Origin of the sequence: Nocardia sp. bgisy134, assembly GCF_965341865.1 — a bacterium.
Lineage (GTDB): Bacteria > Actinomycetota > Actinomycetes > Mycobacteriales > Mycobacteriaceae > Nocardia.
Genome location: NZ_CBDQZP010000014.1, coordinates 90,035 through 116,272 on the forward strand (window position 1 = coordinate 90,035; position 26,238 = coordinate 116,272).

The 26,238-nt window shown below is 69.5% G+C and carries 22 protein-coding genes and 1 pseudogene; 18 read left to right on the plus strand and 5 right to left on the minus strand.

The window, feature by feature from the left end; all coding sequences use genetic code 11:
* The first annotated feature begins 75 nt into the window (after positions 1-75).
* Both ACRWNM_RS23930 and ACRWNM_RS23935 read left to right on the plus strand, forming a co-directional pair.
* A complete protein-coding gene (locus ACRWNM_RS23930; RefSeq protein ID WP_431970315.1) occupies positions 76-750 on the plus strand; it encodes an MspA family porin in 675 nt (224 codons plus the stop codon).
* Positions 751-817: 67 nt separating this feature from the next.
* The gene (locus ACRWNM_RS23935; protein ID WP_431970316.1) at positions 818-1,492 is read left to right on the plus strand and encodes an MspA family porin; all 675 of its coding nucleotides are present in this window, start codon (positions 818-820) and stop codon (positions 1,490-1,492) included.
* A 73-nt stretch (positions 1,493-1,565) separates the two neighbouring features.
* Here the strand turns inward: ACRWNM_RS23935 and ACRWNM_RS23940 are convergent, their stop codons facing one another.
* The 3 genes from ACRWNM_RS23940 to ACRWNM_RS23950 form a co-directional block, all read right to left on the minus strand.
* Complete coding sequence (locus ACRWNM_RS23940; protein ID WP_431970317.1) at positions 1,566-2,960, minus strand: sensor histidine kinase; 1,395 nt, start codon at positions 2,958-2,960, stop codon at positions 1,566-1,568.
* Complete coding sequence (locus ACRWNM_RS23945; RefSeq protein WP_431970318.1) at positions 2,947-3,651, minus strand: response regulator transcription factor; 705 nt, start codon at positions 3,649-3,651, stop codon at positions 2,947-2,949. Before ACRWNM_RS23945 ends, ACRWNM_RS23940 begins: the two co-directional genes overlap by 14 nt.
* A 221-nt stretch (positions 3,652-3,872) precedes the next feature.
* The gene (locus ACRWNM_RS23950) at positions 3,873-4,583 is read right to left on the minus strand and encodes a hypothetical protein (protein ID WP_431970319.1); all 711 of its coding nucleotides are present in this window, start codon (positions 4,581-4,583) and stop codon (positions 3,873-3,875) included.
* A 125-nt stretch (positions 4,584-4,708) separates the two neighbouring features.
* Between ACRWNM_RS23950 and ACRWNM_RS23955 the strand changes: the two genes are divergently transcribed.
* The 14 genes and pseudogenes from ACRWNM_RS23955 to ACRWNM_RS24020 all read left to right on the plus strand — a co-directional run bounded on the left by ACRWNM_RS23955 (position 4,709) and on the right by ACRWNM_RS24020 (position 21,827).
* Positions 4,709-5,755, plus strand: a complete 1,047-nt coding sequence (locus tag ACRWNM_RS23955; RefSeq protein WP_431970320.1) for a FecCD family ABC transporter permease — start codon at positions 4,709-4,711, stop codon at positions 5,753-5,755.
* A 40-nt stretch (positions 5,756-5,795) separates the two neighbouring features.
* Entirely contained in the window at positions 5,796-6,917 is a 1,122-nt protein-coding gene (locus tag ACRWNM_RS23960) for a FecCD family ABC transporter permease (RefSeq protein ID WP_431970321.1), read from the plus strand.
* Positions 6,914-7,747, plus strand: a complete 834-nt coding sequence (locus ACRWNM_RS23965; RefSeq protein WP_431970322.1) for an ABC transporter ATP-binding protein — start codon at positions 6,914-6,916, stop codon at positions 7,745-7,747. Before ACRWNM_RS23960 ends, ACRWNM_RS23965 begins: the two co-directional genes overlap by 4 nt.
* A gap of 100 nt (positions 7,748-7,847) precedes the next feature.
* Positions 7,848-8,240 (plus strand): BlaI/MecI/CopY family transcriptional regulator, encoded by a 393-nt coding sequence (locus ACRWNM_RS23970; RefSeq protein WP_067778283.1) that lies wholly within the window; start codon positions 7,848-7,850, stop codon positions 8,238-8,240.
* A 79-nt stretch (positions 8,241-8,319) separates the two neighbouring features.
* Entirely contained in the window at positions 8,320-9,258 is a 939-nt protein-coding gene (locus ACRWNM_RS23975; protein WP_431970323.1) for a M56 family metallopeptidase, read from the plus strand.
* 129 nt (positions 9,259-9,387) lie between these two features.
* Positions 9,388-10,755, plus strand: a pseudogene (locus ACRWNM_RS23980) (DEAD/DEAH box helicase); the annotation flags it as partial.
* A gap of 729 nt (positions 10,756-11,484) precedes the next feature.
* Positions 11,485-12,327: a DMT family transporter gene (locus ACRWNM_RS23985; protein WP_431970324.1), complete on the plus strand. Its 843-nt coding sequence runs from the start codon at positions 11,485-11,487 to the stop codon at positions 12,325-12,327.
* A 357-nt stretch (positions 12,328-12,684) separates the two neighbouring features.
* A complete protein-coding gene (locus ACRWNM_RS23990) occupies positions 12,685-14,121 on the plus strand; it encodes a GuaB1 family IMP dehydrogenase-related protein (protein ID WP_431970325.1) in 1,437 nt (478 codons plus the stop codon).
* A 264-nt stretch (positions 14,122-14,385) separates the two neighbouring features.
* Positions 14,386-15,774 (plus strand): hemolysin family protein, encoded by a 1,389-nt coding sequence (locus ACRWNM_RS23995; RefSeq protein ID WP_431970326.1) that lies wholly within the window; start codon positions 14,386-14,388, stop codon positions 15,772-15,774.
* The gene (locus ACRWNM_RS24000; protein WP_431970327.1) at positions 15,767-16,831 is read left to right on the plus strand and encodes a hemolysin family protein; all 1,065 of its coding nucleotides are present in this window, start codon (positions 15,767-15,769) and stop codon (positions 16,829-16,831) included. The genes ACRWNM_RS23995 and ACRWNM_RS24000 overlap by 8 nt, the downstream gene beginning before the upstream one ends.
* 241 nt (positions 16,832-17,072) lie before the next feature.
* On the plus strand, positions 17,073-18,008 hold the full coding sequence (locus ACRWNM_RS24005) for a 3-methyladenine DNA glycosylase (RefSeq protein WP_431970328.1): 936 nt from the start codon (positions 17,073-17,075) through the stop codon (positions 18,006-18,008).
* A gap of 91 nt (positions 18,009-18,099) precedes the next feature.
* Positions 18,100-18,954, plus strand: a complete 855-nt coding sequence (locus ACRWNM_RS24010; protein WP_431970329.1) for a helix-turn-helix transcriptional regulator — start codon at positions 18,100-18,102, stop codon at positions 18,952-18,954.
* Positions 18,955-19,030: 76 nt separating this feature from the next.
* The gene (locus ACRWNM_RS24015; RefSeq protein ID WP_431970330.1) at positions 19,031-19,819 is read left to right on the plus strand and encodes an SDR family NAD(P)-dependent oxidoreductase; all 789 of its coding nucleotides are present in this window, start codon (positions 19,031-19,033) and stop codon (positions 19,817-19,819) included.
* A gap of 496 nt (positions 19,820-20,315) precedes the next feature.
* Positions 20,316-21,827, plus strand: a complete 1,512-nt coding sequence (locus ACRWNM_RS24020; protein WP_431970331.1) for a hypothetical protein — start codon at positions 20,316-20,318, stop codon at positions 21,825-21,827.
* A 113-nt stretch (positions 21,828-21,940) separates the two neighbouring features.
* On the opposite strand, the gene ACRWNM_RS24025 is transcribed toward ACRWNM_RS24020, so the two are convergent.
* Positions 21,941-23,332: an MFS transporter gene (locus ACRWNM_RS24025; RefSeq protein WP_431970332.1), complete on the minus strand. Its 1,392-nt coding sequence runs from the start codon at positions 23,330-23,332 to the stop codon at positions 21,941-21,943.
* A 354-nt stretch (positions 23,333-23,686) separates the two neighbouring features.
* On the opposite strand from ACRWNM_RS24025, the gene ACRWNM_RS24030 reads away from it, so the two are divergent.
* Positions 23,687-25,186, plus strand: a complete 1,500-nt coding sequence (locus ACRWNM_RS24030) for a class I adenylate-forming enzyme family protein (protein ID WP_431970333.1) — start codon at positions 23,687-23,689, stop codon at positions 25,184-25,186.
* Between the two features lie 13 nt (positions 25,187-25,199).
* On the opposite strand, the gene ACRWNM_RS24035 is transcribed toward ACRWNM_RS24030, so the two are convergent.
* Positions 25,200-25,850 (minus strand): TetR/AcrR family transcriptional regulator, encoded by a 651-nt coding sequence (locus ACRWNM_RS24035; RefSeq protein ID WP_431970334.1) that lies wholly within the window; start codon positions 25,848-25,850, stop codon positions 25,200-25,202.
* Positions 25,851-25,954: 104 nt separating this feature from the next.
* Here ACRWNM_RS24035 and ACRWNM_RS24040 point away from each other — a divergent pair, with 104 nt between their 5' ends.
* Positions 25,955-26,227 carry a hypothetical protein gene (locus tag ACRWNM_RS24040; protein WP_431970335.1) on the plus strand — a complete coding sequence of 91 codons (273 nt, stop codon included), beginning with the start codon at positions 25,955-25,957 and terminating at the stop codon, positions 26,225-26,227.
* Positions 26,228-26,238: the final 11 nt, after the last annotated feature.

Consider the following 26,238-nt stretch of genomic DNA (forward strand, 5'->3'; position numbering starts at 1 on the left):
GCTCGGGTGCACCTCGCGGAGGCGGTGACGCCTCGAACGCCGAGGCGCACCGTCCGAGATCTGATGAGGGGAAGTATGAGCATGAATCGCTCCAGCGGTCTGCGCGGCGTCGGCCGTGTCGCCGGCGTCGGCGCCGCCGCGGCCGTTGCCATGGGCCTGCTGTCCACCGGCGCCGCCGACGCGGACACCTTCGTGCCACTGCCGAACGGCGAGCGGGTCGGGCCGGGCGTCACGATCGCCAGGATCGGTGAGCGCGCGGTGATCTCGCCCTCGCTGGCCGCCAACGGCGCGGGCCGGGTCGCCTGGGTCTCGGGCACCGTCACCGCGGACGTCACGGTCACCCCGGAGGGCAAGGTCGGCCCCAACAACGGTCCCGCCAACGGACCGGGCAGCAACAACTCCTCGACGCACGGCGCCTCGCAGCTGAACACCGGCTACATCGTCGGCTGCCAGGTGGCCATCGGCGACGACGCGATCAGCGCGGGCCTCTCCGGCGGCATCGATCTCAGCGGCGGCAGCCTCGGCGGATCGATCGGCCTCGAGCTCGGTCCCGGCCAGGTGAAGTTCGTGCAGATCGACTACAAGGACATCCTGAAGCCGGGCGTCTACTCGGTCGAGTACCAGGACGTGGAGATCGAGATCCAGGGCTGCGCGGGCTACGCCCAGGCGCGCGCCTACACCGTCGTCGAGATCGTCGGCGACCACTACTCCAAGACCACCCTCTACGGGATGCCGTTCAGCATCGGCTGATTCCGGCAGTGGTCCACGAAACACTCTCGCGCTGAAGCGACTTCGACCCCGGAGGGGCAACACCACAATGATCGATCGCAAGAGCATCGCACGAGCGGCGGGCCTCGGGGCCGCAGCCACTCTCGCGATGGGCCTGTTCTCCACCGGCGCCGCACACGCCGACACCTTCGTGCCGCTGCCGGGCGGCCAGATCACCAAGACCCTGTCCGACGGCACCGTCGTCACGGTGCGCTTGGTCGGCGAATCCGCCACCATCAGCCCGTCCCTCGGCTCGACCCCGGTGCATCGCAACACCTGGGTGTCGGCCAGCGCGCAGGTCGAGCTGTCCGGCTCGAATGCCAAGGGCGGCAAGATCTACCCGGGCTACGTCGTCGGCTGCCAGGTCAACATCGACGGCGGCGGCGTCGAGGGCGGCGTCACCGGCGAGCTCGACTGGAGCGGCGACCAGGTGGAGGGGAACGTCGGCGCCGAGAGCGGCGGCGAGCTCTCGCTCGGCCCCGGCCAGGCCAAGTCGTTCTATGTCCTCGACATCGAGGAGGCCGACGACTTCGGCAACGAGTCGCACGAGCGGCGCAACAAGTTCAAGGGCACCACCGGCAGCGTCACCTGGGCGGACGAGACCATCGGCCTGACCGGCTGCGGCGGCTACGCGCAGGCGCGCTCGTTCGTCAAGGTGAAGGTCGAGACCACCAACGTCATGTCGGTGATCACGCTGTGGGGCCGGCCTTTCAGCATCGGCTGATCCACGATCGGCACCACCGGGGCCCGGCGTCGTCACGCCGGGCCCCGCTCGTTCGTTCGGCCGCCGTGCGATCTCATGACGAATTCGTGATCGCCGCCGCGGGCAGCCACACGACGAAACGGGCGCCGCCCCCCGGTCGTTCCAGGCAGGCGATACTGCCGCGGTGCGCGGCCACAGTCTCGGCGACGAGGGCGAGCCCGATGCCGGTGCCCGCCGTCGAACGCCGACCGGTGCGGACGGTCGCGAAGCGCTCGAAGATGCGCGCGCGGTCCGCTTCCGGCACACCGGGACCCGCGTCGTCGACGGTGAGCACGGCGCGCAGGCCCTCCTTCCCGACGCGCACCGCGACGACACCCTCGCCGTGCCGGTCCGCGTTCTCCAGCAGATTCGCCACCGCGCGCTCCAGCTCGATCTTGCGGCCTTCGACGACGACGTCGTCCTCGACGTCCAGCAGCGCGCTGTCGTAGGCGCGCGCCGCCAGGGTGTTGGTCAGCAACTCCGTGAGCGAGAGCGGCTCCAGGTCCGAGCGATGAATGCCCGCCTCCGCCCTGGCCAGCGCGAGCAGATCCTCGAGCAGCCGCCGCAGGTGGTCGAGTTCGGCGTTCACCAGGCCCAGGGCCTGGCGCGACCGCTCGGGCAGCTCCTCGGCGTTCCTGGTCAGCACGGCGACGCCGGTGGTCAGCGTGGTGAGCGGGGTGCGCAGCTCGTGGCCGATGTCGGAGACCAGCCTGCGTTCCCGTTCGATGCGCTGCTGCAGTGCGTCGACCATGGCGTTGAACGCGTCCACTGTGGTCGACAGATCCCGGTCCCGCGAGCGCGGCAGCCGGATCTCGTGCTCGCCCGCGGCGAGGCGCGCCGCGGTCCCGGCCACCTGGCGCAGCGGCTTCAGCGCGTGCCTGCTGGCCCACACCCCCAGCCCCGCGCCGATCGCGACCGCGGCGAGCCCGCAGATGATCAGCACGTTGCGCAGCATGCGCAGGGTGGCCTCGAGTTCGGCCAGCGGCGCGAATTCGTAGAGCACGCCGCCCTTCTCGCCGAGCGCCACCCCGGTGCGCAGGTACGACCGCCCGTCCAGGGTGACGCGTTCGGTGGGACCGGGACCGCGCCTGCCGTGCCCCCGGGGCAGCACCACCGCGGGGTCGGCGTCGAAATCCGGGTCGCTGCTGAACCATTCGGAATTCCACCGCAACAGCAGCACCGTGTCGGCGGGCGGGTTCAGCGCGCCGAGCGCGGCGGCGCCGGTCGCGCCCGGTTCGTCGAGCAGTACGCCGAGCATTTCGGCGTGCGCCTCCGCGCCCCGTTCCACCGCGCGGACGCGCTGGGATTCCATGTAATCGCGCCCGATCAGGAACACCGCCGCCACCAGGATCAAGGCCACCAGGCTCGCGCTCGACGCGAAAGCGAAGACGACGCGCCCGCGCAGACTCCGCAGCGGGATCGGCGCGCAGCGGCGATCACTCCTGGACATCGAGGCGATAGCCGAGGCCGCGCACGGTGACGATCAGGCGAGGGTCGGAAGGATCGCACTCGATCTTGGTGCGCAGCCGCCGCATGTGCACGTCGACGATCCGCTCGTCGCCGAAGAAGCCGCGGTCCCAGACCCGGTCGAGCAACACGGCGCGGCTCAGCACGAAACCCGGGTTCTCGGCCAGCTCACAGAGCAGCCGGAACTCGGTCAGCGTGAGACGCAGGTCGTCCCCGCCGCACCGGGCGATGCCGCGCCGCGGCGAGAGCACAACGCGGCGCGCGGCGTCCAGCAGAATGTCTTGCGGCGCATCACGTTCGGCGGTCAGGCCCGCGCGCCGCCGCAGCGCCCGCATCCGGGCGGTGATCTCCTTGACCTCGAACGGCTTGGTGACGAAATCGTCCGCGCCCGCCTCCAGCGCGGCCACTACGTCGTGGGTGTCGTCGCGGGCGCTCACCACGATGATGGGCACCTGGTGGTCGCGCCGGATCTCCCTGATGCAGGTGAAGCCGTCCATGCCGCCGAGCATCAGGTCGATGATCATCACGTCCGGTGCGCCGTTGTCGCGCAGGTGATCCAGCGCCGATTCCGCGGCTTCGGCCTCGGCGACGTCATAGCCCTCGTCCTCCATCGCCAGCCGCAAGGCGGTCCGCACCCGGTCGTCGTCCTCCACGATCATCAGCTGCGTGCTCATGCTTTCGCCTCACCGGCGCTCGGCTCCGGCATGCGCACAGCCCGCAGGCACATGATTCGCTCACCGCGTTCACTCATGCCTTCGCCTCGCCCCTCCTCGCGCTGACAATCGGCCTTTCCCGGACACCGTCGCGCCGCGTCGGCATCGGCCGCGGTTCACCAGCGCGCAACGTACCCGGCGCAGGTGACGACGAAACGGACGCGCGGCGAACGGCGGTGGACTCAGCGGACCAGACAGGCGGTGCGCCGGACCGGCAGCCCGCGTTCCTCCAGCGCGAGCAGCAGACCCTGGCCGCGGCGGGCGCCGTCCTCGGCGTCGGTGCGGGCCAGAGCGGGCACATAGGTCGACGCGCCGACGAGGGATTCGCCCACCAGCGACCAGAATCGGCGCGCGCTGAGCCCGGAGCACCTGGCGAGTCCCTGCTGGATCAGCGTCAGCGAGGGCTCGCAGCGGTGGGCCAGCCAGACGAACATGGCGCGTTCGCAGGGCAGCGTCACGACACCCGGCCGCCCGGCCGAGCGTTCGCCGTCGATCACCCGAATCGTGGTGTCCTCCAAGCCCGCCCAGTCGATGCCGCCGTCGTTGTCGTGGTGCACCCACAGGTTTTCCAGGCCGGGATCCCAAGCCTTGCCCTCGGCGACGAGCAGCGCGGCCACCCGGCCGATCACCGCGTGGATGAGCGCGGTCGCGACCACCTCGGCCGCGGTGTCGGCGCTGATCATCTCGGCGGCGTGGCGCCGGTACATCAGCTCGATCCGGCCCTCGCGCAAGCCTTCCGACAGCTTCCACCACCGGCGTTTGCCCTGATCGGCCATCGCGGCAACGGCATACACTCGCGGGTGCTCCGGCTGCAACGCCCGCAGCCGGGCACAGGCGCGACCGAACGCCGCCTCGGCGTCGCGGGCCTGGCGGGTTGTCAATGGCTCGAGCATCGAACCTCCTCGGGGTCGGCTCCTCATAGAAGTCGAGTTCGGAAGATAGGTTAGGCTTACCCAACCTGGCAAGCCCAGGGCTACGTGAAGTCGGCACCACATCGAGTCAGGAGCAGTTCGTCGCTGTGACACCCCTTGGCACCGTGAGGCGGCGTCGCCTGACCGGTCTCGTCCTCTTGTTCGCGCTGCTCGCGCTCGCCGCGGTGGCCAGCGTCGCGCTCGGTTCCCGGTCGCTCGCGCCCGGCACCGTCTACGACGCCGTGCGCGATGCGCTGGCCTGCCAGGGCGGACCGTTCAGCTGCCCGGCGCAGACCGTCGAGGAGCAGATCGTGCGGTCGCTGCGGCTGCCGCGCACGGCGCTCGCGGTGGTCACCGGGATGGCGCTCGGCATCACCGGTGCGCTGATCCAGGGCTACACCCGCAACCCGCTCGCCGACGCCGGCCTGCTCGGACTCAATTCCGGCGCCGCGTTTCTCGCCGCGCTGAGCATGTACCTGTTCGGCTTCACCATGCCCGAGCAGTACATCTGGTTCGCCTTCGCCGGAGCGCTGCTGACCGGACTCGCCGTCTTCGGGTTCTCCTCACTCGGCAGCGGCAAGGCCAGCCCGCTCAGCCTGGTGCTCGCGGGCGCGGCGCTCACCGCGTTGCTCCAGGCGATGACGAATGCCATTGTGCTGCTGGACCCCGCGGCCCTGGACACCTATCGATTCTGGGTGGTCGGCGCGGTCGCTGGGCGCGACGCCGAGGTGTTCTGGCAGGTGCTGCCGTTCCTGGCGGCCGGGCTCGTACTCGCCGTCGCGGCCGCGCCCGGACTCAACCTGCTCACCCTCGGCGACGAGGTGGCGCGCGGGCTCGGCGTGCACATCGGCCGCAGCCGCGCCCTCGGACTCACCGCGGTGGTGCTGCTGTGCGGCGCCGCGACCGCCGCCGTGGGACCGATCGCCTTCCTCGGCCTCATCGTCCCGCACCTGGCGCGGATGGTCACCGGGCCCGATTTCCGCTGGCTGGTGCCGTATTCGGGGGGCATCGGCGCGCTGCTGTTGCTCGTCACCGACACCGCGGGCAGGCTCGTCGCGCGGCCGGGCGAACTCCAGGCCGGCGTGATGCTGGCCGCCGTCGGCGCCCCGTTCTTCATCGCGCTCGTGCGCCGTCGAAAGCTGGTGAACCTGTGAGACTCGGCTCCTCCGCCTTCGCGCCCGCCAGGAGGACGCGGTGAACGTCGACGTGAAAACCGCCGTCCGACCGCCGGATTCGGCCGGACTGCGCCGGGTGCGCCCCGCCCTGCGACTCGGCCCGGTGTCGCTGGTGTTGCGACCGGCCATGGTCGCGATCGTGCTCGTGCTCGCCGCGCTCGCGTTCGCGCTGTTCTGCGTGGACATCGCCGTGGGCGACACGCACATTCCGATCGGCCGGGTCCTCGACGTGCTCTCCGGCGGCGGGAGCCGATCGCAGCGCTACATCGTGCTCGACTCGCGGCTGCCGCGCGCGCTCACCGCGCTCGTCGTCGGCGCGGCGCTCGGACTCGCGGGCGCGATCACCCAATCGATCCTGCACAACCCACTGGCCAGCCCGGACATGCTCGGTATCACCACCGGAGCGAGCCTGGGCGCGGTGTCGGTGCTCGTCGCCTCCGGCGGCGCCACGACGGGCTTCGCGGCCACCTTCGGCGCGCCGCTGGCCGCGCTGCTCGGCGGACTGCTCACCGCCGCGGCGATCTACGTCCTGGCGCTCGGTCGCACCGCCACCGGCGAATTCGGTGCGACCGGCCTGCGGCTGGTGCTCATCGGCATCGGCGTCAACGCGCTGCTCATGGCTGGTATCAACTGGGTGCTCACCCGCGGGACCTGGCAGGACGCCGCCCGCGCCCAGCTGTGGCTGACCGGATCGCTCAACGGCGCGGACCGTGACCAGCTCGTCCCCGCGGCGCTGGCGCTGGCGATCGTCGCGCTGGTCGCGGTGGGTTCGGCGCGCACCCTCGCCGCGCTGCGACTCGGCACCGAGACCACCAGGGTGCTCGGCGTGCGCATCCAGACCCAGCAGGCCATCCTGATCGGCGCCTCGGTGGTGGCCGCCTCCGTGGCGACCGCGGCCGCCGGTCCGATCGCGTTCGTCGCGCTGGCCGGGCCGCAGGTCGCGCGGCGACTGCTGCGCACGCCGGGGGAACCATTGATCGGCTCGGCGTTGATCGGTGCCATCCTGGTGGTCGGAGCGGACGCGGCCGCGCGGACGCTGTTCCCGGTGGACCTGCCCGTCGGCATCGTGACCGCCGGATTCGGCGGACCGTTCCTGCTGTACCTGCTCGTGCGTATGAATCGGAAGGCGACCCTGTCATGACCGTCACCACCACCGCCGCCGCGCACCAGCTGGCCGCCGAGGGCATCAGCCTCGGCTATGGCGACCGCGTCATCGTCGACGGCCTCACCCTGGACATCACGCCCGGCGTGATCACCACCGTCATCGGCCCCAACGGCTGCGGCAAGTCCACCCTGCTGCGCTCGCTCGGCCGCCTGCTGCGGCCGCGGACCGGGCGAATCCTGTTGGACGGCAAGGCCATCTCGTCGATGAAGACCAAGGAAGTCGCGCGCGTGGTCGGCATGCTGCCGCAGACGCCGGTCGCGCCGGAGGGCCTGACCGTCGCCGACCTGGTCGCGCGCGGCCGTCATCCGCACCAGTCCTGGATCCGGCAGTGGTCCGCGGCCGACGAGGCCGAGGTGATGACCGCGCTCGAGCAAACCGGCATCGCCGATCTTGCCGACCGCGCGCTCGACGAGCTCTCCGGCGGCCAGCGTCAGCGCGCCTGGATTTCCATGGCGCTGGCGCAGGGCACCGACATCCTGTTGCTCGACGAGCCGACGACCTACCTCGACCTCGCGCATTCGCTCGAGGTCCTCGATCTGGTCGACCGGCTGCACGACGATCTCGGCCGCACCGTGGTGATGGTGCTGCACGATCTGAACCTGGCCATTCGATACAGCGATCAGCTGATCGTCATGCGCGCCGGACGGATCGTCGCGCAGGGCAGTCCGGCCGACATCGTCACCGCCGCGCTGCTGAAAGAGGTCTTCGGGCTGGACGCGTCCGTGCTCGAGGACCCGGTGTCCGGCAGGCCGATGATCGTGCCGATCGGTACCCGGCACGTGCTGCCCGGCGCATCGGCGGAATAATTCATCCGGTTCGCGAGGTATGACCAATACCACATAGCAACCGGACAGTTACGACGGGGTGTAGTACGCATCCTTGTCGTTGTGTCCGTAAACTTGGGGGATGGCAGGACTCGGTGAACTCGAGAAAGCGGTCATGGACCAGTTGTGGTCGAGCGACGAACCGCAAACCGTCCGGCAAGTGCACGAAGCGCTGGCCGCGCGCCGCGAACTCGCGTACACCACGGTCATGACCGTGTTGCAGCGACTCGCCAAGAAGAATCTGGTGGTCCAGCGGCGCGACGATCGCGCGCATCGGTACGCGCCCGTGCACACCCGGGACGAATTGGTCGCCTCGCTCATGGTCGACGCGCTGCAACAGGCCGACGCGGCCGGTAGCCGCGCCGCCGCGCTCGTGCATTTCGTGGAGCAGGTCGGTCGCGACGAAGCGGATGCGCTGCGCGAGGCACTCGCTAAGCTCGAAGCATCCGAAGGCAATCAACCACCGCCCAAGTAGTATCGGGGATGGCCGTTCGGCCCCCGGCCCTCACAATGCCGTGAGCGCGCCGGTCCCCACAACGCAGTGAGCTGAGTCGATGAACGCAACCGCGCCGGTCTTCGCCGGTCTCGCCTTGCTTCTCGCGGGGCCCGCCCCTGCGCTGCTCAGCCGTGCGACCTGGCCGTACCGGACACCGCGCGCCGCGCTCGTGCTGTGGCAGGCCATCGCGCTCGCGGCCGTGCTCAGCGCCTTCGGATCCGGGCTCGCCATCGCCGCCGAGCTGCTGGTGCCCGGACCCGACGGACGCCCGACCACCTCCCCCACCAGGGAGATCGATGCCCTCGGTCTGCCCCTGTGGCTCGCCTACGTCACCGTCTTCGCGCTGACCCTGCTGATCGGCGCGCGACTGATCTTCTCGGTGATCCGCGTCGGGGTGCACACCCGCAGGCGGCGGGCCAGGCACCGCATGCTGGTCGACCTGCTCGACCAGAGCGGCCCGCACCGGCGCGCGCACGACATCCGCGTGCTCGCCGCCACCGAACCGATCGCCTACTGCCTGCCTGGCCTGCGCCAGCGGGTCGTGCTCAGTGCGGGCACGCTCACCAACCTGGACCATTCCGAGGTCACCGCCATCGTCAGTCACGAGCGCTCGCACCTGCGGGCCAGGCACGATCTGGTGCTCGAGGCGTTCACGGCCGTGCACGAGGCCTTTCCCCGGGTGGTGCGCAGCAAGGCCGCGCTCGGCTCGGTGAAGCTGCTCATCGAGTTGCTCGCCGACGATTCCGCGGTCAAGATCACCGGACCCAAGCCGCTCGCGCGGGCGCTGGTTGCCTGCGCGAAGTCGACCGCGCCGCAGGGTGCGCTGGCCGCGGGCGGACCGACCACGCTGATTCGCATCCAGCGGCTGAGCGGCCGGATCGGTGATCTCCGCGTGGCGTCGGTCGCCTATCTGGGGTCGGTCGCCATCCTCGTGGTTCCCACCTTGGCCGTCGCGGTACCCTGGCTGGTCGAACTCAGTCGGTTGTTCAACCACTGACCTCGCCGATCCGGCGTCACACCGGTCGCCCCTACTGCATCTCACTTCGGGACGTCGCCGTCCACCACCACGCCCGTTCGCGCGCCGATCACGCGCGCGCACGTCGACACACGAAAGGCCGTCAACCCTTTGACTCCCTCGCCCGCCGCCGCGGCGCCCAGCGTCACCTTCGCTGACCTGGGCCTGCCCGTTCCGCTCGTCCAGGCTCTGCGCCGCGACGGCATCGAGGCGCCCTTCCCCATCCAGGCCGCGACGGTCCCGGACACCCTCGCGGGCAAGGACGTGCTCGGCCGCGGCCCCACCGGTTCCGGCAAGACGCTGGCGTTCGGACTACCCATGCTGGCCCGCCTCGCGGGCGGCGCCGCCAAGCCCGGCCGTCCGCGCGGATTGGTGCTGGTACCCACCAGGGAGCTGGCCGCGCAGATCGAACGCGCACTCGACGAACCCGCGCTCGCCCTCGGCCTGCGCATCGCCTCGGTGGTGGGCGGCGCGCCGATCAAGCGGCAGGCCGACCGGCTGGCCCGCGGAGTCGACCTGCTCATCGCCACCCCCGGCCGGTTGCAGGATCTGATCCTGCAGGGCTCGGCCGACCTGTCCGAGGTGGTGATCACCGCGCTGGACGAAGCCGACCACATGGCCGACATGGGCTTCCTGCCGCAGGTCACCAAGCTGCTCGACCGGACACCCAAGGACGGTCAGCGACTGCTGTTCTCGGCCACCTTGGACGGTGAGGTGGACAAGCTGGTCAAGCGCTACCTGCGCTCCCCCGTCACGCATTCCACCGCGCCGCCGTCGGCCGCGGTCACCACCATGTCGCACCACCTGCTGTACGTGCACAAGGCCGACAAGCGCGCCGTGGTCGCCGAGATCGCGTCCCGCGACGGGCTCACCATCCTGTTCGTGCGCACCAAGCACGGCGCCGACCGGCTCGCCAAACAGCTGCGCGCCTCCGGCGTCGCTGCGGGCGCGCTGCACGGCGGTAAAGCGCAGAACAACCGGACCAGGACGCTGGCGGCCTTCGCCGACGGCAGCGTGCCCGTACTCGTCACCACCGACGTCGCCGCCCGCGGCATCCACGTGGACGGCATCTCCCTCGTCGTGCACGTCGACCCGCCCGCCGAACCCAAGGCCTACCTGCACCGAGCGGGCCGCACCGCGCGCGCGGGCGAGGACGGCGTCGTCGTCACCTTGGTCACCGACGCCGAGCGCACCGACGTGGAGAAGATGACCCGCAAGGCAGGGGTCGACATCGAGGGCGTCGAGATCACGCCGGGCGACAAGCGGCTGGCGGCGATCACCGGCGCGCGTCGGCCGTCGGGAATTCCTGTCACTTTGCCCGGCGCTGCCGCAGCGAAGGTCGAGGGGGCCGGGGGCGATGGGCGTCGCACCGAGGCCAAGGCGAAGTCCACCTCGCGCCGCGCCGGCACCGAGGCGAAGACCGGTAGGCGTCGCGCCGCAGCCGAGGCGACGTCCGACGGGCGATACGTCGGTGCCGAGGCGAGATCCACCGAGCGCCACGCCGCGACAGAAGCGAAGTCCGACGGGCGTCGCACCCGCGCCGAAGTGAGCTCGACCGCGCGCCGATCCGCCGCCGAGGCGACGTCCTCCGGAGAAACTCCCGCCCCACGCGGGCCGGGACGGCGGTCCCGCGGCAACCGTTCGACCACTCCCGCGGCAGGGCGCGCGAATCACGCCGCAGGCGCGCGCTCGACCGAAAACCGCCGCACCACAACCGAACCCGCACGCCGATCGACCACGGACGGCACATCGACCGCACACACCGGCCGACGCCGCAACGAAGCCCCCGACCGCGGCGCGCCCCGCGCCGACGGCTCGACCCCGGTCCCCCGCACCCGCGCCGGACGCCGCTCCGTCGAAGCGCGAGACACCACGGGCCACCACCACGCCACCGGCGGGCGTCGCCGACGGGCCAACTGATCCGCGCGCCACGCCCAGGCGCCTTCCGCACACCGCCAACGCGTCCTCACACTCCTTCCGCACGCCTCACATAGACACCGACAGCGTGAGGCGTACGAAAGACATGTGGCAGCGGGGATTCGCGCCAGTGAATGTTTGGTACGACTCGCATGGGTTCTGAGGTCTGCGAAGGGTGTGGACGGGGCGCGAGGTTGGAGACGGGGCGCGACACGCCCGGGATGCAACGGCGACGCGCCCGGGTGGAGTGGGCGGATCCGCGAGTTGGCTAATGCGGGGCAAACTGGAGTGGTGCATCATCCGTTCTGGGCCGTGGTTTGCGCGCTCGTGGCCGCGCTGTTGTTCGCGGTGGCCGCGGTGGCACAGCATCGGGCCGCCTCGGCGGTGCCGGAGGAGCACTCGCTGGTGGGGACGCTGCTGCGCAGTCCGCGGTGGTGGGCAGGGGTCGGCGGAGACGCGGGCGGGTACGCGATGCAGGTCGTGGCGCTCGCGCTGGGGGCGGTGCTGCTGGTGCAGCCGATTCTGGTGAGTGCGCTGGTGTTCGCGCTGCCGCTTTCGGCGCGGCTCACCGGTCGCCGGGTCGGGGCGCGCAACTGGGCTGCCGCACTGGCGCTCGTCGCGGCGCTGGCCTGCTTTCTCGTGGTCGGCAATCCTTCCGAAGGGGATTCGAACGCGCCGCTGGGCGATTGGATCGTCCCGCTGGGGATTCTGCTCGGCGCCGTCGGCGGCGCGGTCGCGCTGGCGCTCGGTGCGGCCGACGGCGGACTCCGCGCCCTGTTGTTCGGCGCCGCGGGCGGCGCGCTGTTCGGGCTGGCCGCCGCGCTGACCTCCTACGTCACGGATCTGTTCGAGCACGGGCTCGGCCACGTCGTCGGCAGTTGGCAAACGTGGGCGCTGGTCGCCGCGGGCTTGATCGGTGTCTACTTCCAGCAGCGCGCCTTCCAAGCCGGTTCGCTCACCGCCTCGCTGCCCGCCGTCACGATCGCCGAACCGCTGGCGGCCGCGTTTCTCGGCCTGACGGTTCTCGACGAACAGTTGCGCACCAACGGTTTCGGGATTGTGATCACCGCGTTCGCTGTGCTCGTCATGTGCGTGACAGCGATTCAACTGTCGCGCGCACAGGCCGCCGCTTGATCGACCGCATCCGCTTCGCCACAGGAGCGTCCGGTCGCAACCCTGTAGCTGAATGTGTTGAGGCACATACTGTTCCATCGATACGCCGGGCAGACGTACGTCCAATCCCTCATGCTGACACCACTCCGGCGCTGACACCATTCCGGCACAGTGCCGAGTTGCACCGCCCCCTTCGGATTCGCCATTCACCGGCCCGCCACTGAGCAGCTCCCAGCGAACCCACTGCGCCCGCCGATCGCGTTCGGGCACGCACTGTTACGCCACGCGCAAACGCCCGGTCCCGCTCGATGGGACCGCCCCAGCCGGTGCGCCGGAGAATTGCCGCGCGAGTCGTGAGTCCCGGTTAGTATTGGTCAAGTGCAGTTTCTCCCTGGACACCAGCCGCCGTACGACCTCACCTACGACGACATCTTCCTCGTCCCGAACCGGACCGACGTCGCGTCCCGTTTCGATGTGGATCTGTCGACCGTCGACGGTTCCGGCACCACCATTCCCATCGTCGTGGCGAACATGACCGCCGTCGCGGGCCGCCGCATGGCCGAGACCGTCGCCCGGCGCGGCGGCGTCGTGGTCCTGCCGCAGGATCTGCCGATCACCGCGGCCGCCGACACCATCGCCTTCGTCAAGAGCCGCTCGCTCACCGCCGACACCCCGGTCACGCTCGACCCGGATCGGTCGGTCTCCGAGGCCGTGGCGCTGATGCACAAGCGCGCGCACGGCGCACTGGTGGTGGTCGACGCGGGCAGGCCGGTCGGCGTGGTCACCGAGGGCGCGTGCACCGACGTCGACCGCTTCGCCCGTCTGCGCGAGGTAGCCGTCACCGATTTCGTCCAGGCGCCTGCCAGCACCTCCCCGCGCGAGCTGTTCGACCTGCTCGAGGCCGAGCACGCGCACCTTGCCGTGCTCACCGCCGAGGACGGCTCGCTGGCCGGCGTGATGACCCGCACCGGCGCCATTCGCACGGGCATCTACCAGCCGAACATCGACGGCAATGGCAAGTTGCGCGTGGCGGCCGCGGTCGGCATCAACGGCGACGTGGCCGCGAAGGCCAAGGCGCTGGTCGACTCGGGCGCCGACCTGCTCGTCATCGACACCGCGCACGGTCACCAGGAGAAGATGCTCGAAACGCTGCGCGCCGTCGCCGATCTCGGCCTCGGCGTGCCGCTGGTGGCGGGCAACGTGGTCTCCGCCGCGGGCACCCGCGATCTGGCCGCGGCGGGCGCGGACATCATCAAGGTCGGCGTCGGCCCCGGCGCCATGTGCACCACGAGGATGATGACCGGCGTCGGTCGCCCGCAGTTCTCCGCGGTGGCCGAATGCGCTACGGCCGCAAAGGAACTCGGCGTGCACATCTGGGCCGACGGCGGCGTCCGGCATCCGCGTGACGTGGCGCTCGCGCTGGCCGCGGGCGCGTCCAACGTGATGATCGGCTCCTGGTTCGCAGGCACCTACGAGTCGCCCGGCGACCTGCGGGTGGACCGCGACGGCAACGCCTACAAGGAGAGCTTCGGCATGGCCTCCAAGCGCGCCGTCGCCGCGCGCACCGCCACCGACAGCGGCTTCGACCGGGCCCGCAAGGCGCTGTTCGAGGAGGGCATCTCCAGCTCGCGCATGCGACTCGACCCGGAACGCCCCGGCGTCGAGGACCTGATCGACCACATCTGCTCCGGTGTGCGCAGCGCCTGCACCTACGCGGGCGCCCGCACGCTCACCGATTTCCACGACAAGGCCGTGCTCGGCGTGCAGTCCGCGGCGGGCTTCGCGGAAGGGCGTCCGCTGCCCAGCGGATGGTGAGCACCGACACGCGAACAGGACGCAGACCGGGCGACGCGATCCACCGCGTCGGCCGGTAACATGGTGGTTGCCGGGCCGCCCGGCACCACGATTTCCGCATGCCGAAAGGAACAAGTTGTCACCCGCGTCCGAGGGCGCCGCACAGGAGGGCTCCTCTACCGAGCCGGGTGACAAACCCGGCGCTCTCCTTCTCGCAGCAAGCCAGCCCGAACCAGCTTCTCCCCGCGTGTCCCGTAGTACCGCGCTCCGCGGGCGGTGTTGATCGTGTCCACCGTCCTCACCATTCTCAGCCTGGTCGGGTTCGTCGCCCTCACCGCAGGCACCGCGCTGTTCGTCGCGGCCGAATTCTCGCTCACCGCCCTGGAACGCAGCACCGTCGAGGCGCACGCCCGCACCGGTGACGTGCGCTCGCGGATGGTGCGTCAGGCGCACCGCACGCTCTCGTTCCAACTCTCGGGCGCCCAGCTCGGCATCACCATCACCACGCTGATCACGGGCTACATCGCCGAGCCGGTGCTCGCCCGCCTGCTGGCGCCGGTGTTCACCGCGGTCGGCATGAACTCGAGCGCGGCCGGCGGCGTCTCGCTGGCGCTGGCTCTGGTGCTGGCCACCTCGCTGTCGATGATCTACGGCGAGCTGGTGCCCAAGAACATCGCCATCGCCAAGCCGATGGCGACCGCGCGCATGACCGCGGGCCCGATGATCGCCTTCTCGGTGGTGTTCAAGTGGATGATCCACTTCCTGAACAGCAGCGCGAACTGGGTGGTGCGCCGCCTCGGCGTGGAACCCGCGGAGGAATTGCGCTCGGCGCGCTCGCCGCAGGAACTCGGCTCGCTGGTGCGCACCTCGGCGCAGCGCGGCGCGCTCGACCAGCGCACCGCCTTGGTGATGGACCGGTCGCTGCAGTTCGGCGAGCGCAGCGCCGAGGAGTTGATGACGCCGCGGGTGAAGGTGGAGTCGCTGGACAAGTCCGACACCATCGCCGATCTGATCGCCGCCGCCAGCCGCACCGGCTACTCCCGGTTCCCGGTGATCGACGGCGATCTCGACAACACCCTCGGCGTGGTGCACGTCAAGCAGGCGTTCACCCATCCCGCGAACGTGCGCCGCACCATCCCGCTGCAACTGCTGGCCCGCCCCGTTCCGGTGGTGCCCGCCAGTCTGGACGGTGACGAGGTGCTCGAACGCGTGCGCGCCGACGGTATGCAGGTCGCGCTGGTCGTCGACGAGTACGGCGGCACCGCGGGCCTGGTCACCATGGAAGACCTGATCGAGGAGATCCTCGGCGACGTGCGCGACGAGCACGACGAGGAGGAGCGCGACGTGCGCCGGGTCTCCGACGGCTGGGACTGCTCGGGCCTGCTGCGCATCGACGAGGTCTCGCGCGCCACCGGCTACGACGCGCCGGAGGGTGAATACGAAACCCTCGGCGGTCTGGTGCTGACCGGCCTCGGCCGCATTCCCGTGGTCGGCGACGAGGTGGTGCTGCCCAATTCCACGGCAGGCAACCGCCACCCGTACGAAAACGGCGACGGTGGCTGGATCGCCAGGGTCGAACGCATGGACGGCCGCCGCATCGACCGGGTCCGCCTGATTCCCGTCACACCGGAGGCGCTGATCGCCCACCCGTCGCAGGAGCACAGCCATGGGTGATCTGTTCGCTGTCCTGCTCACGGTGGTGCTGCTGGCGGGCAACGCCTTCTTCGTCGGCGCCGAGTTCGCGCTGATCTCCGCGCGGCGCGACCGCCTCGAGGCGCTGGCCGCCCAGGGTAAGCGCAACGCCACCACCGTCATCCGGGCCGGTGAGAACCTGTCGATGATGCTCGCCGCCGCGCAGCTCGGCATCACGATCTGTTCGATCCTGCTCGGTCGCGTCGGCGAGCCCGCCGTGGCGCACCTGCTGGAGGGGCCGTTCGAGCTGCTCGGCCTGCCCGATCAGCTGTTGCACCCGGTGGCCTTCGCGGTCGCGCTGACCATCGTGGTGATCCTGCACATTCTCTTCGGCGAGATGATCCCGAAGAACATCGCGCTGGCCGGGCCGGAACGCAGTGCGCTGCTGCTGGTTCCGATGCACCTGATGTGGTTGCGGATAGCCCGTCCGCTGATCGCGATCTACAACCTGGCGGCCAACCTGTCGCTGCGGCTGCTGCGCATCGAGCCCAAGGACGAGTTGGAGGCCACGGTCTCCAGCGTGGAGCTCGCCGAGATGATCGGCGAATCCCGTTCGGAGGGTCTGCTCGACGAGGAGGAGCACCGACGCCTCACCCAGGCGCTGGGCACCTCGGATCAGATCGTCGCCGATGTGATGGTGCCGCTGGCCACGACGCGCTCGGTGCCGTTGCGCGGCAACGGAACAACGCTCGGCGATGTCGAGACCGCGGTCACGGAGACCGGCTTCTCCCGCTACCCGGTGCGCGCCGACGACGGTTCGCTGGTCGGCTACCTGCACGTCAAGGACGTGCTGGACAAGGTCGCCGACGACGCCGCGGGCCCGAGCACCCCGATTCCGCGCACCGACATCCGTCCGCTCCCGACCGTCGGCGCGGCCACCACACTGTTCGAGGCGCTGGCCCGCTTGCGCCGCACCAGCAGCCACCTGGGCCGCGTCGTCGACGCTCGCGGCAACACCGTGGGCATCGTCGCGCTGGAGGACCTGGTCGAGGAGTTCGTCGGCACGGTCCGCGACACCACCCACCGGATCGCCGAATGATATTCCGCGCCATCGTGTTCCGTCGCGGTATCGCGCCGTGTGGCACGGTGGCGCGGTCCGGCTTCGCGCCACGCACTCCGTTGGGCCACCGAGCGGACGACGATCGGCTGCCGCGCAGCCTGCGTCGCCCGCACGGGCACGCGGGCCGGTTCACGCGCGATTCGGGCGGACAGCTGCCCGCCCGAATCGCCTTCCCCTGTGTGGCCCGCCGACTGGTCGGTGACGTCCGGGAGTCGGCGTGATGCTCGAAAGCGTTTTGGCGGAGGACGATTGGCGTGCGCGCGCCGCCGCGTACCGGGCGCGGCTGGACGAGCTCGTCGGGCCGTATCTGGAGCGGCGGGCCGCCGGTTCCACGCATCCGGTGATCGATTTCCTGTTCACCTACTACGGCAACAAGCCCGCGCAGTTGCGCCGGTGGCATCCCGGGTTCGGCGTCGGGTTGGCCGGTGCGCGCGAGTACGAGGGGGCGCGGGGCTACCACCGGGACGCGCGGCCCCGTCAGACCGGCACTCCCGAGTGGTCCGGCGCACCCGCGACCGATCGCGGGCCGGTGTTCGCGGCGGATCCCGTATACCTCGCCCGCCGCCGCGACACCATCGAATTCGTTGCGAACCTGTTGCGCGCCACTGCGTCCCGCCCCGCGCAGCTGTCCTGCTTCGGACTGCACGAGTGGGCCATGGTGTACCGCACCGACGACGTCCGCCATCGACAGGTGCCGCTGCGTCTCGGCTCGGCGGGCACCGACGCCGTGGTCGAGGCGATGTCGTTGCGCTGCACCCACTTCGACGCTTTCCGCTTCTTCACCCCGGAGGCCGTCGGCCGCAACGCCCAGCCGCTCGCCCGCGCCGACCAGGTGGCCAGGGAGCAGCCCGGCTGTCTGCACGCCAATATGGATCTCTACAAATGGAGCTTCAAGCTCGTCCCGCTGGTCTCCTCCGAGCTGGTTCTGGAGTCTTTCGAATTGGCATGCGCCGCCCGTGAACTCGACATGCGCGCCAGCCCCTATGATCTCGGCGCATACGGCTACACTCCGATTCCCATCGAAACCCCCTCCGGCCGTGCGGAATACGTCCGCCGACAGGCCGAACTAGCCGAGCGGGCCGCGACGCTGCGCGCCACCTTGCTCGCCACCTGCGAGAAGCTGCTCGAAGCAGGCGCTGAGCACGCCGTCGGATAAGCCGTCGCACGGCAAAGCATGTCGAGGTCGGACCCTGCCGGTCGAGTCCAGCGGCATGCGTCACCTTTGCCTCGAATTGTTACCGTGGCATATGCCCAGCGAATCCCCGGCGGCGGCGACTCTGCGCCGCGAGCAGCTCCGCGACTTCCTGCGCACCCGCCGCGCCCGGCTCACCCCCGATGACGTCGGCCTGGTCACCGCAGGAAAGCGGCGGACGCCGGGGCTGCGCAGAGAAGAGGTCGCCCTGCTGGCGGGGGTCGGCGTCTCCTGGTACACGTGGCTCGAGCAAGGACGCGATATCAAGGTGTCGGCCGAGGTGCTCGACGCGGTCGGGCGCGCGCTACGCCTCACCGAACCCGAGCGCGCGCACCTCTACGTGCTGGCCGGTCTCAATCCACCGACCGCCGGTGGCACACGCGACACCGAGGTCTCGCCGGAGCTTCGGCAGCTGGTCGACGCGTGGACACCGCGCCCGGCGATCCTGCGCGACCCCTACTGGAACCTGCTCGCGATCAACGACGTGACGCGCTCCGTCTTCGGCTACGGCGACACCGACCGCAACTGCCTCGTCTCGTTCTTCACCAACGCCCGCTACCGCGGCATGCACGACCCGTGGGCGACCACCGCGCCCGTGATCGTCGCGGCCTTCCGCGCCGATGCCGCCCGCGCGCCCGGCGATCCCGAATTCAGCCGCGTGGTGGACGAACTCACCGCCGCGAGCCCCGAATTCGCCGAGCTGTGGGCGCGCCACGATGTCGGCGTCCCGGGTCAAGGCGTGAAGGCGGTGCGCCATCCCGAGGCGGGCGACCTGTACTTCGATACGACCACCCTGATCGTCGCCGACCGCCCCGACCGCTACCTCGAGCTGTACAACCCGCGGCCGGGCACCACGACCGAACAGCGAGTCGCTCAGCTCCTGCGTATCCCGGTGGCCACCTCGGCCTGACCGCCAGGGTGGTGTTGCCGGACCCAGGTTGACCACGCACTGTTTGCCGCGCGCCGCACTCGGCAGGCTGAATGCCATGACACACAGCACTTCCCGATCGTTCGGCACCTCCCGTTACCAGGACAAGATCGCGCTCGTCACCGGCGGCTCCAGCGGTATGGGGCTGGCCACCGCCCGGCGGCTGCTCGCCGAGGGCGCCACGGTCGTGATCACCGGACGGGACAAGAGCCGCCTCGATGACGCCGTCGCGGAGCTGGGCGACGGTGACCGTGTCCTCGCGATCCCCGGTGACGCGTCCAGCCTCACCGATCTCGACGCGCTGACCGACGCGATCCGGGAGCGCTTCGGACGCCTTGACGTGGTCTTCGCCAACGCGGGCGTCGCCTCGTTCGGGCCGTACGCCGAGATCACCGAGGCCGAATTCGACCGCGTGGTCGATATCAACTTCAAAGGCGTGTTCTTCACCATCCAGAAGACGCTGCCACTGCTGCCCGACGGCGCGGCGATCGTCGTCAACGCCTCGTGGACGCTGCATCGAGGCATGCCGGGCGGCTCGCTCTACGCGGCGACCAAGGCAGCGGTGCACAACCTGGCGCACACTCTCGCCGCGGAGCTGGGCCCCCGGCGAATCCGCGTCAACTCGGTGAGCCCCGGCTACATCGAGACCCCGATGTTCGACGCCGAAGTGTCCGCCGAGGCGCGGGTCGCCGTCGTCGGCGAGGTGGTCGCCGGGCGCATCGGAACCGCCGAGGACGTCGCCGACGCCGTAGCGTTCCTGGCCTCTGAAGAGGCGTCCTACATCAACGGCCAGGACCTGATCATCGACGGCGGGCTGGTCGCCGCTATCCCGGGCAAACTCCTCTAGGCGAAACCTCTTCGGTTGCAAGGAGCGTCGTCGGCCACTGCGGCGGGCTCGTCCCGGCGCACAAGAAGGCGGCGCTCCGCTTCCCTCGTTCGACGAAGTCGATAGTTTCCTGAATACCGGGAACTGTCACGGTAAATTTCCGACCAATGCCGACTACGCACGTCTTATTGGTACCCAAGGGTATTCCGCACCCAGGCATTGGGACCGCATGCACTGTCGGCGGCTCCGGGCCCGGCACGACGACGCCAGCGGATACCCCGTCAAAGGACGAAGCGGGGCGACAGGCCGGACGACCAGGCGAGTGAATCGTGCCCGGTCACGTAACGAATCACGTTGCATTCCAGCCCACTTTGCGCTTCTGACCAGGACAGCCGTTCTGGCGAGAACCACAGTTCCGGCGAGATCGAATGCGCTATCTTTATTGTGGAGTACTGGTCAGATCTACATGGCGCAATCTCTCATCTCATGGCACATCCAGCCCGAGGAGGATTCGACTATGACGACGTTCGCACCAGTCACCATTCAGCAGGCGCAATTCCCGATCGTCGAATCGTTCACCCAGGACGCCGTGACCAACCCGCACTGGCAGCTGCTCGGCAGCGCTCGGCTGAACGGCGGCAGCCTGGAGCTCACCCCCAACGCCAATTCCCAGGCCGGGACGGCGTTCCTCGATCAGGCGTTCTCGTCCAAGCTCGGCGTCACCATCGACTTCGATTACTCCTGCGAGGGAGGATCCATGCTCGGTGACGGCTTCAGCGTCTACGTGATCGACGGCGAGCACACGACGCAACCCGGCGGCATCGGCGCCGCACTCGGCTACTCCTTCACGAAAGCGTCGCAGGAACAAATCGTCGCGCCGGGAGTCACAGCCGGGTTCGTGGGCGTCGGCTTCGACAATTACGGGAACTTCGCCACGCCGCTCGCCGGTACGGGAGGCGGCGCGCAACGGCCCAACACCGCCGGGGTCCGCGGACCCGGCAGTCTGCGGGAGGGGTTCCGCTGGCTGACCGGCGTGCAGGTGCCGGGCGGATTCCGCGCGGCGTGGGAGCGCGGTGCGCACATCCAGATCTCCATCATCGGCGGCCGGCTGACCGTACGGCACGCGGACAAAGCCAACCCGAACGGCACCCTGCTGATCGACAACTTCGATCTCGCCAGCACCAACGGTAAGGCGCCTGTGCCCGAGACCTTCAAGCTGGGGCTGGCGGCCGGAACGGGTGCCGCGACCGCGTCCCACCGGATCAGGAACCTGACGGTGACCCTGCCCGCGGACATGCCGCTGGAGATGACCGGCCCGGAGACGGCGAAGTCGGGACATCGGATCTCCTACACCATCGGCGTGCAGAATCTCGGCCCCAACGACACCCCTGACGCCGTGTTGGAGGGCGCGATTCCGACCGAACTGACCGACTTGGAGCTGACCTGCCGACCCGAGAACGGGGCCGTCTGCGGCACCGGTTCGGTCCGGGACGGCTTGTACCTGCCGATCGACCTGCCCAAAGGCAGCAAGGCGACCGTCACCCTGTCCGGCACCATCGACCCGCAGTTCGAGGGCCGGCTCACCTGCACCAGCATGATCACGTCGCCGTCGCGCGCCAATACCGCCAAGCAGCACTCCGGCTCGGTCACCACCGACGTCGAGCGGCCGCCCGTCACCGTCACCCCCGAGATCGTCGGGCAATGGGCCCAGACGTGGCCCGAGGACGCGAAGGGGTGGGTCATCAGCTACAAGCTCACCCTGGCCGCCCATGAGCAGCGGGTGGTGTGGTGGGAGATCCGCTTCGACGTACCGCCGCGAACCCGCATCAATCCCCAGCAGACGCAGTGGTACAAGGTGATCAAGGACGGCACCGACGGATCCGTCGTCATCGCTACACCGGACGACACCCACACCGTCGAGCCAGGCACGCCCCTGCCCGTGGCCGTGCAGCTGCTCTACCCGTCACAGCACGAGGCCGGTGACGGCACCCTGCGCAACCTCCAGGCCACCGAGGTGACCCACCCGTAGGCCCGGGGTCGAAGCATCACCGAGAACCTGGTGACCCGCCGGGGGGTGAAGAACCAACCCCGGCGGGAAACCCAAGCGGCACCGGTCCGGAGACCGGTGCCGCTGAATCCGGTTCAGGTGTAGAGATGTTCGCCGGGCACAGCGGTTGCCGACGCACGCACCTCGGCGGGATTGGTCTCCCTCAGCACCCAGGCACTGAAGACGGTGACCAGCCCCATCAGCGCGAGATACACCGAAACGAGCACAGTGGTACCGGTATTCGCGATCAGCGCGGTCATGATGAACGGGGTTCCGCCGCTGATGGTGATCGCGGCCAGCTGATACGCCAGTGACGCACCCGAGTAACGCAACCGGGGCTCGAACAGTTCGCCCATGAAAGCGGCCAGCGGACCGTAGGTCATCGATTGGAGGATCGTGCCCACCGTGATGGCGACAGCGAACAGCGGAAGTTTCGCGGTATCGACCAGCCAGAAGTACGGGAAGGCCCAGATCACCAGACCGATACCGCCGAAGAGAATCATCGGCCGACGTCCGACCCGGTCCGATCTGGCGCCCGACCACAGGATCACCGCGCAACCGATCAGGGAGGCTACCAGCGATATGGTCAGTATGTCGTTGCGCTTCATGCCGAGCTCCCGGGTCCCGTAGCTGAGCACGCCCGCGATGCTGATGTAGAAGGAGGCGTTGGTGGCGGCGAGCAGACCGCAGCCGAGCAGGATCTTGCGCCAGTGCATCCGAAGCGCCTCCGACAGCGGTGCGGCGACGACCTGCTCGGCACGTTTGCTCGCTACTTCCTGTTGCAGCGCATGGAATTCGGGCGTGTCCTCGACCTTGGTCTGGATGTAGAGCACGACAGGGAACAGCAGCGCGCTACAGAGGAACGGCACCCGCCAACCCCAGCTCAGAAACGCCTCGTTCGACAGGGCCGAGGTCGCGACGAGGAACACCAGGTTTCCGAGGACCACGCCGAGCGGGACACCCATCTGCCCGAAAGTCCCTGCGAATCCTCGCTTTTTCGGACTCGCGGATTCGGTGAGCAGCAGCACGATCCCACCCCACTGCCCGCCACATGCCATACCCTGCACGAAGCGCATCGCGACCAGCAGTATCGGTGCGGCGACGCCGATGGAGTGCGCACCGGGCAGACAGCCGATGAGGAAGGTCGCGAATCCCATCGCGAGCAGGCAGACGACCACGGCGGGCTTGCGGCCGTACTTGTCGCCGAAGTGTCCGGCCAGCACGCCGCCGAGCGGGCGAGCCACGAATCCCGCCCAGAAGGTGCTGAACGAGAGCAATGTGCCCATCAGCGCCGAGCTGTCCGGGAAGAACACCTTCGGAAAGACCAGTGCGGCGGCTGTTCCGTACAGGAAGAAGTCGTACCACTCGATCGAGCTGCCGACGAGTCCTGCGGCAAGGAGTCTGCGATGCCCGCGACTTCTTTCCTGTTCTGGTGTCGATGCCTTTTCGGTGGCGGGGCCTACCGGTTCCAGTGGCGGTGCGGTCATGCGCATACTCCTCGAGCTGGGGTGGATCACTCACAGACACGCAGAAAACAAACTTGACGTCAGATTCATGTGAGTGCGCCCAGTGTGGAGCAGCGAGAAAGTAATGTCAATCACACTTGTCAAGCAGCGCCTACGGCCGCCCACATAGAACCTGACGCCTTCCCGCGCCGCCGAGCAGAGCCGCCGATACCACCGCATTCCGAACGGCCGGTAGGCGCAATCCATCCCCCTTTCGCCGCAAAACGCCAGCTCATCGACATCATTGGGGCCAGTTCCGCAGAAAACATAATCTTGACGTCAGTTTCATATACGCTGACCGCGGTCCCCGCACAGTTCGTCTCGAAGGATCCGCCGATGGTCAATGTCGTCGACCCCGTCCGCCGTCACGCCGTAGCCACTCCCGACGCCGTCGCGCTCCGATCCGAGCGAGGCGAATGGAGCTACCGGCAGCTGTATTCGCTGAGTGCGCGGTACGCGGGCGCGCTCACGGCCGCGGGCCTGCGCGCGGGCGATCGAGCCCTGCTCGCCGCGCCATCGGTGCCGGAGTTCGTTGTGGCGTATTTGGGGATCCAGGCAGCGGGATGCGTTGTCGTGCCGGTGAACACGATGTCGACCCGCGCCGAAGTCGAATACGTCCTCACCGATGCGGGATGTTCGCTGGCCATCGGCTGGCACGGTCTCGGCCCGGCCGTCGCGGAAGCCGCGGAGAGCATCGGCATACCGTTCTGGTCTCTGACGGACGGTGCGCGCGTGGCCGCGCCTGCCGGCCCGTGTGTAGACCGCGACGCGGAGGAGACCGCGGCCATCCTCTACACCTCGGGGACCACAGGCCGCCCCAAGGGCGCCCAGCTCACCGTCGGAAACCTCTTGGCGGGCGGCGAGATCGGCGTGGCCTCCAGTCGCGGGACAGCGGCCGATCGCACCGGGACCGGGCTACCCCTGTTCCACGTGTTCGGGCAGTCCGCGGTGATGATGCCCTGCTTCACCGGCGGTGGATCGCTGTCGTTGCTCGGCCGGTTCGATCCGGTCGCGATGCTCGGGATGCTGCGTCGTGATCGACTGACCATCATGGCCGGCGTGCCGACCATGTGGAATGCCATGCTGCATGCGGCCGAGGCCGCGGACCCGGACGATTTCCGGCAGTTGCGGGTCGCCATCTCCGGGGGCGCGTCCTTGCCCGGCGAGATCGCGCGCCAGTTCGAGAAGACCTTCGGCTGCACGATCCTCGAGGGGTACGGGCTCACCGAGACCACCGCGTTCGGCACCTTCAACGATCTCGACCGCGGCGCGAAGATCGGCTACACCGGTCGTGCCGTCCCCCGGCTCCGCGTCGAGGTCCGAGACCCGGAGGGGAACGCATGTCCGCCCGGCCACATCGGCGAGGTGTTCATTCAGGGCGACACCGTGATGAAGGGCTACTGGGGCAGGCCAGAGGCCACCGCCGAGGCGCTCTCCCCCGACGGCTGGTTCCGCACCGGAGATCTGGGCGAATTCGATGAAGACGGCGATCTGCGCATCGTCGACCGCGTCAAGGACCTGATCATTCGCGGCGGCTACAACGTGTATCCGGGTGAAGTGGAGGAGGTCCTCTACCAACATCCCGACGTGATCGAAGCCGCCGTGGTCGGCGTGCCCGATCCGCATTACGGCGAGGAGGTCGCCGCGGTCATCGTCACTGTCCCCGATTCACCGTTGGACGCCGACGGCATCGATAGCTGGACCCGGGAACGCTTGTCCGCCTACAAGATTCCGCGGATCGTGAAGTTCACCGACGCCCTTCCGAAGGGCGCGACGGGCAAGATCCTCAAGCGATCCATCGACCGCGAATCGCTGCGAGGCGAATCTCGTCGGTGATCGCGCGCCTCGTTCACACCGGCGGCGCGCCGTGGACCAGGCCGATGCCACGCACCCACAGCGTGGACAGGGTGGCCGCGGCCGCGTCGGTGTCGATCTCGGCGTCGGTCTTGGCCCACTGGGCACAGAACTCGCGGACCATGCCGCACAGCGCCGTCGCCGCGTAGGCGGCGTCGATATCGACTGCGGCGAGACGGCTTTCCTGCAGCCGGGTGATCATCTGTGTGGCCCGGTCGATGAACAGTGCGATCTCGGCTTGGAGCAGTTCGTCGATCTCGGGGTTGAGCCCGGCGACCTCACCCCACATGAGCATCAGGCGGGCATGATCGCGGAACGCGAGCACGTAGGCGCGCACCGCCGCTTCGATCGCCTCGACGGCCGTGCGGGGCTCGGTGCCCAGCCGTGAGCGCACCTTCTGGCGCATGTCGGCGATGAGATTCAGCACCACCGCCTGAAAGATCGCTTCCTTGGAGTCGAAGTAGACGTAGAAGGTCCCGTGCGCGACGCCGGCCTCGGTGACGACATCGGCGACCCGCGTTTCCACGAACCCGAGCCGCGCGAAGACCAACTCGGCGGCCTCGATCAGTTTCGTGCGGGTCCGCTCCCCGCGGGCCGTCAATGCCGGCGCATGCTTGCCGGTCCGCGCGTTCACCGATTGCGACACGAGATCATCGTCCCAAACAGGTGCGGACGCCGATGACTACGGGCCCCGCGACCGGCCCCCGCCCGTATCCCCGGGGTCAGTCGAATTCGGCCCGGAGCAGATCGGTGAACACGCCGATCGGATCGTGCCAGCACGCGCTCACCCTCATCGCCGCGCTCGTGCACGCGGGCACGCCGCTCACCCCAGAGCACCTTGCCGTCGCGCTGGATCGGCCCCTCGACCAAGTGACTTCGGCGCTGCACGAAGCCGACCGCCACCCCGACCTCGCGGACCCGGTCGCAGTGCGCGGCAACAAGTCCGGCGCCTTCTATGTGGCCGCACGGCCCGATCGCCTCACCACCGCCCAGCGGCGAAGGCTTGCCCGGAACGCTTCGTAGATCGCGGGGCC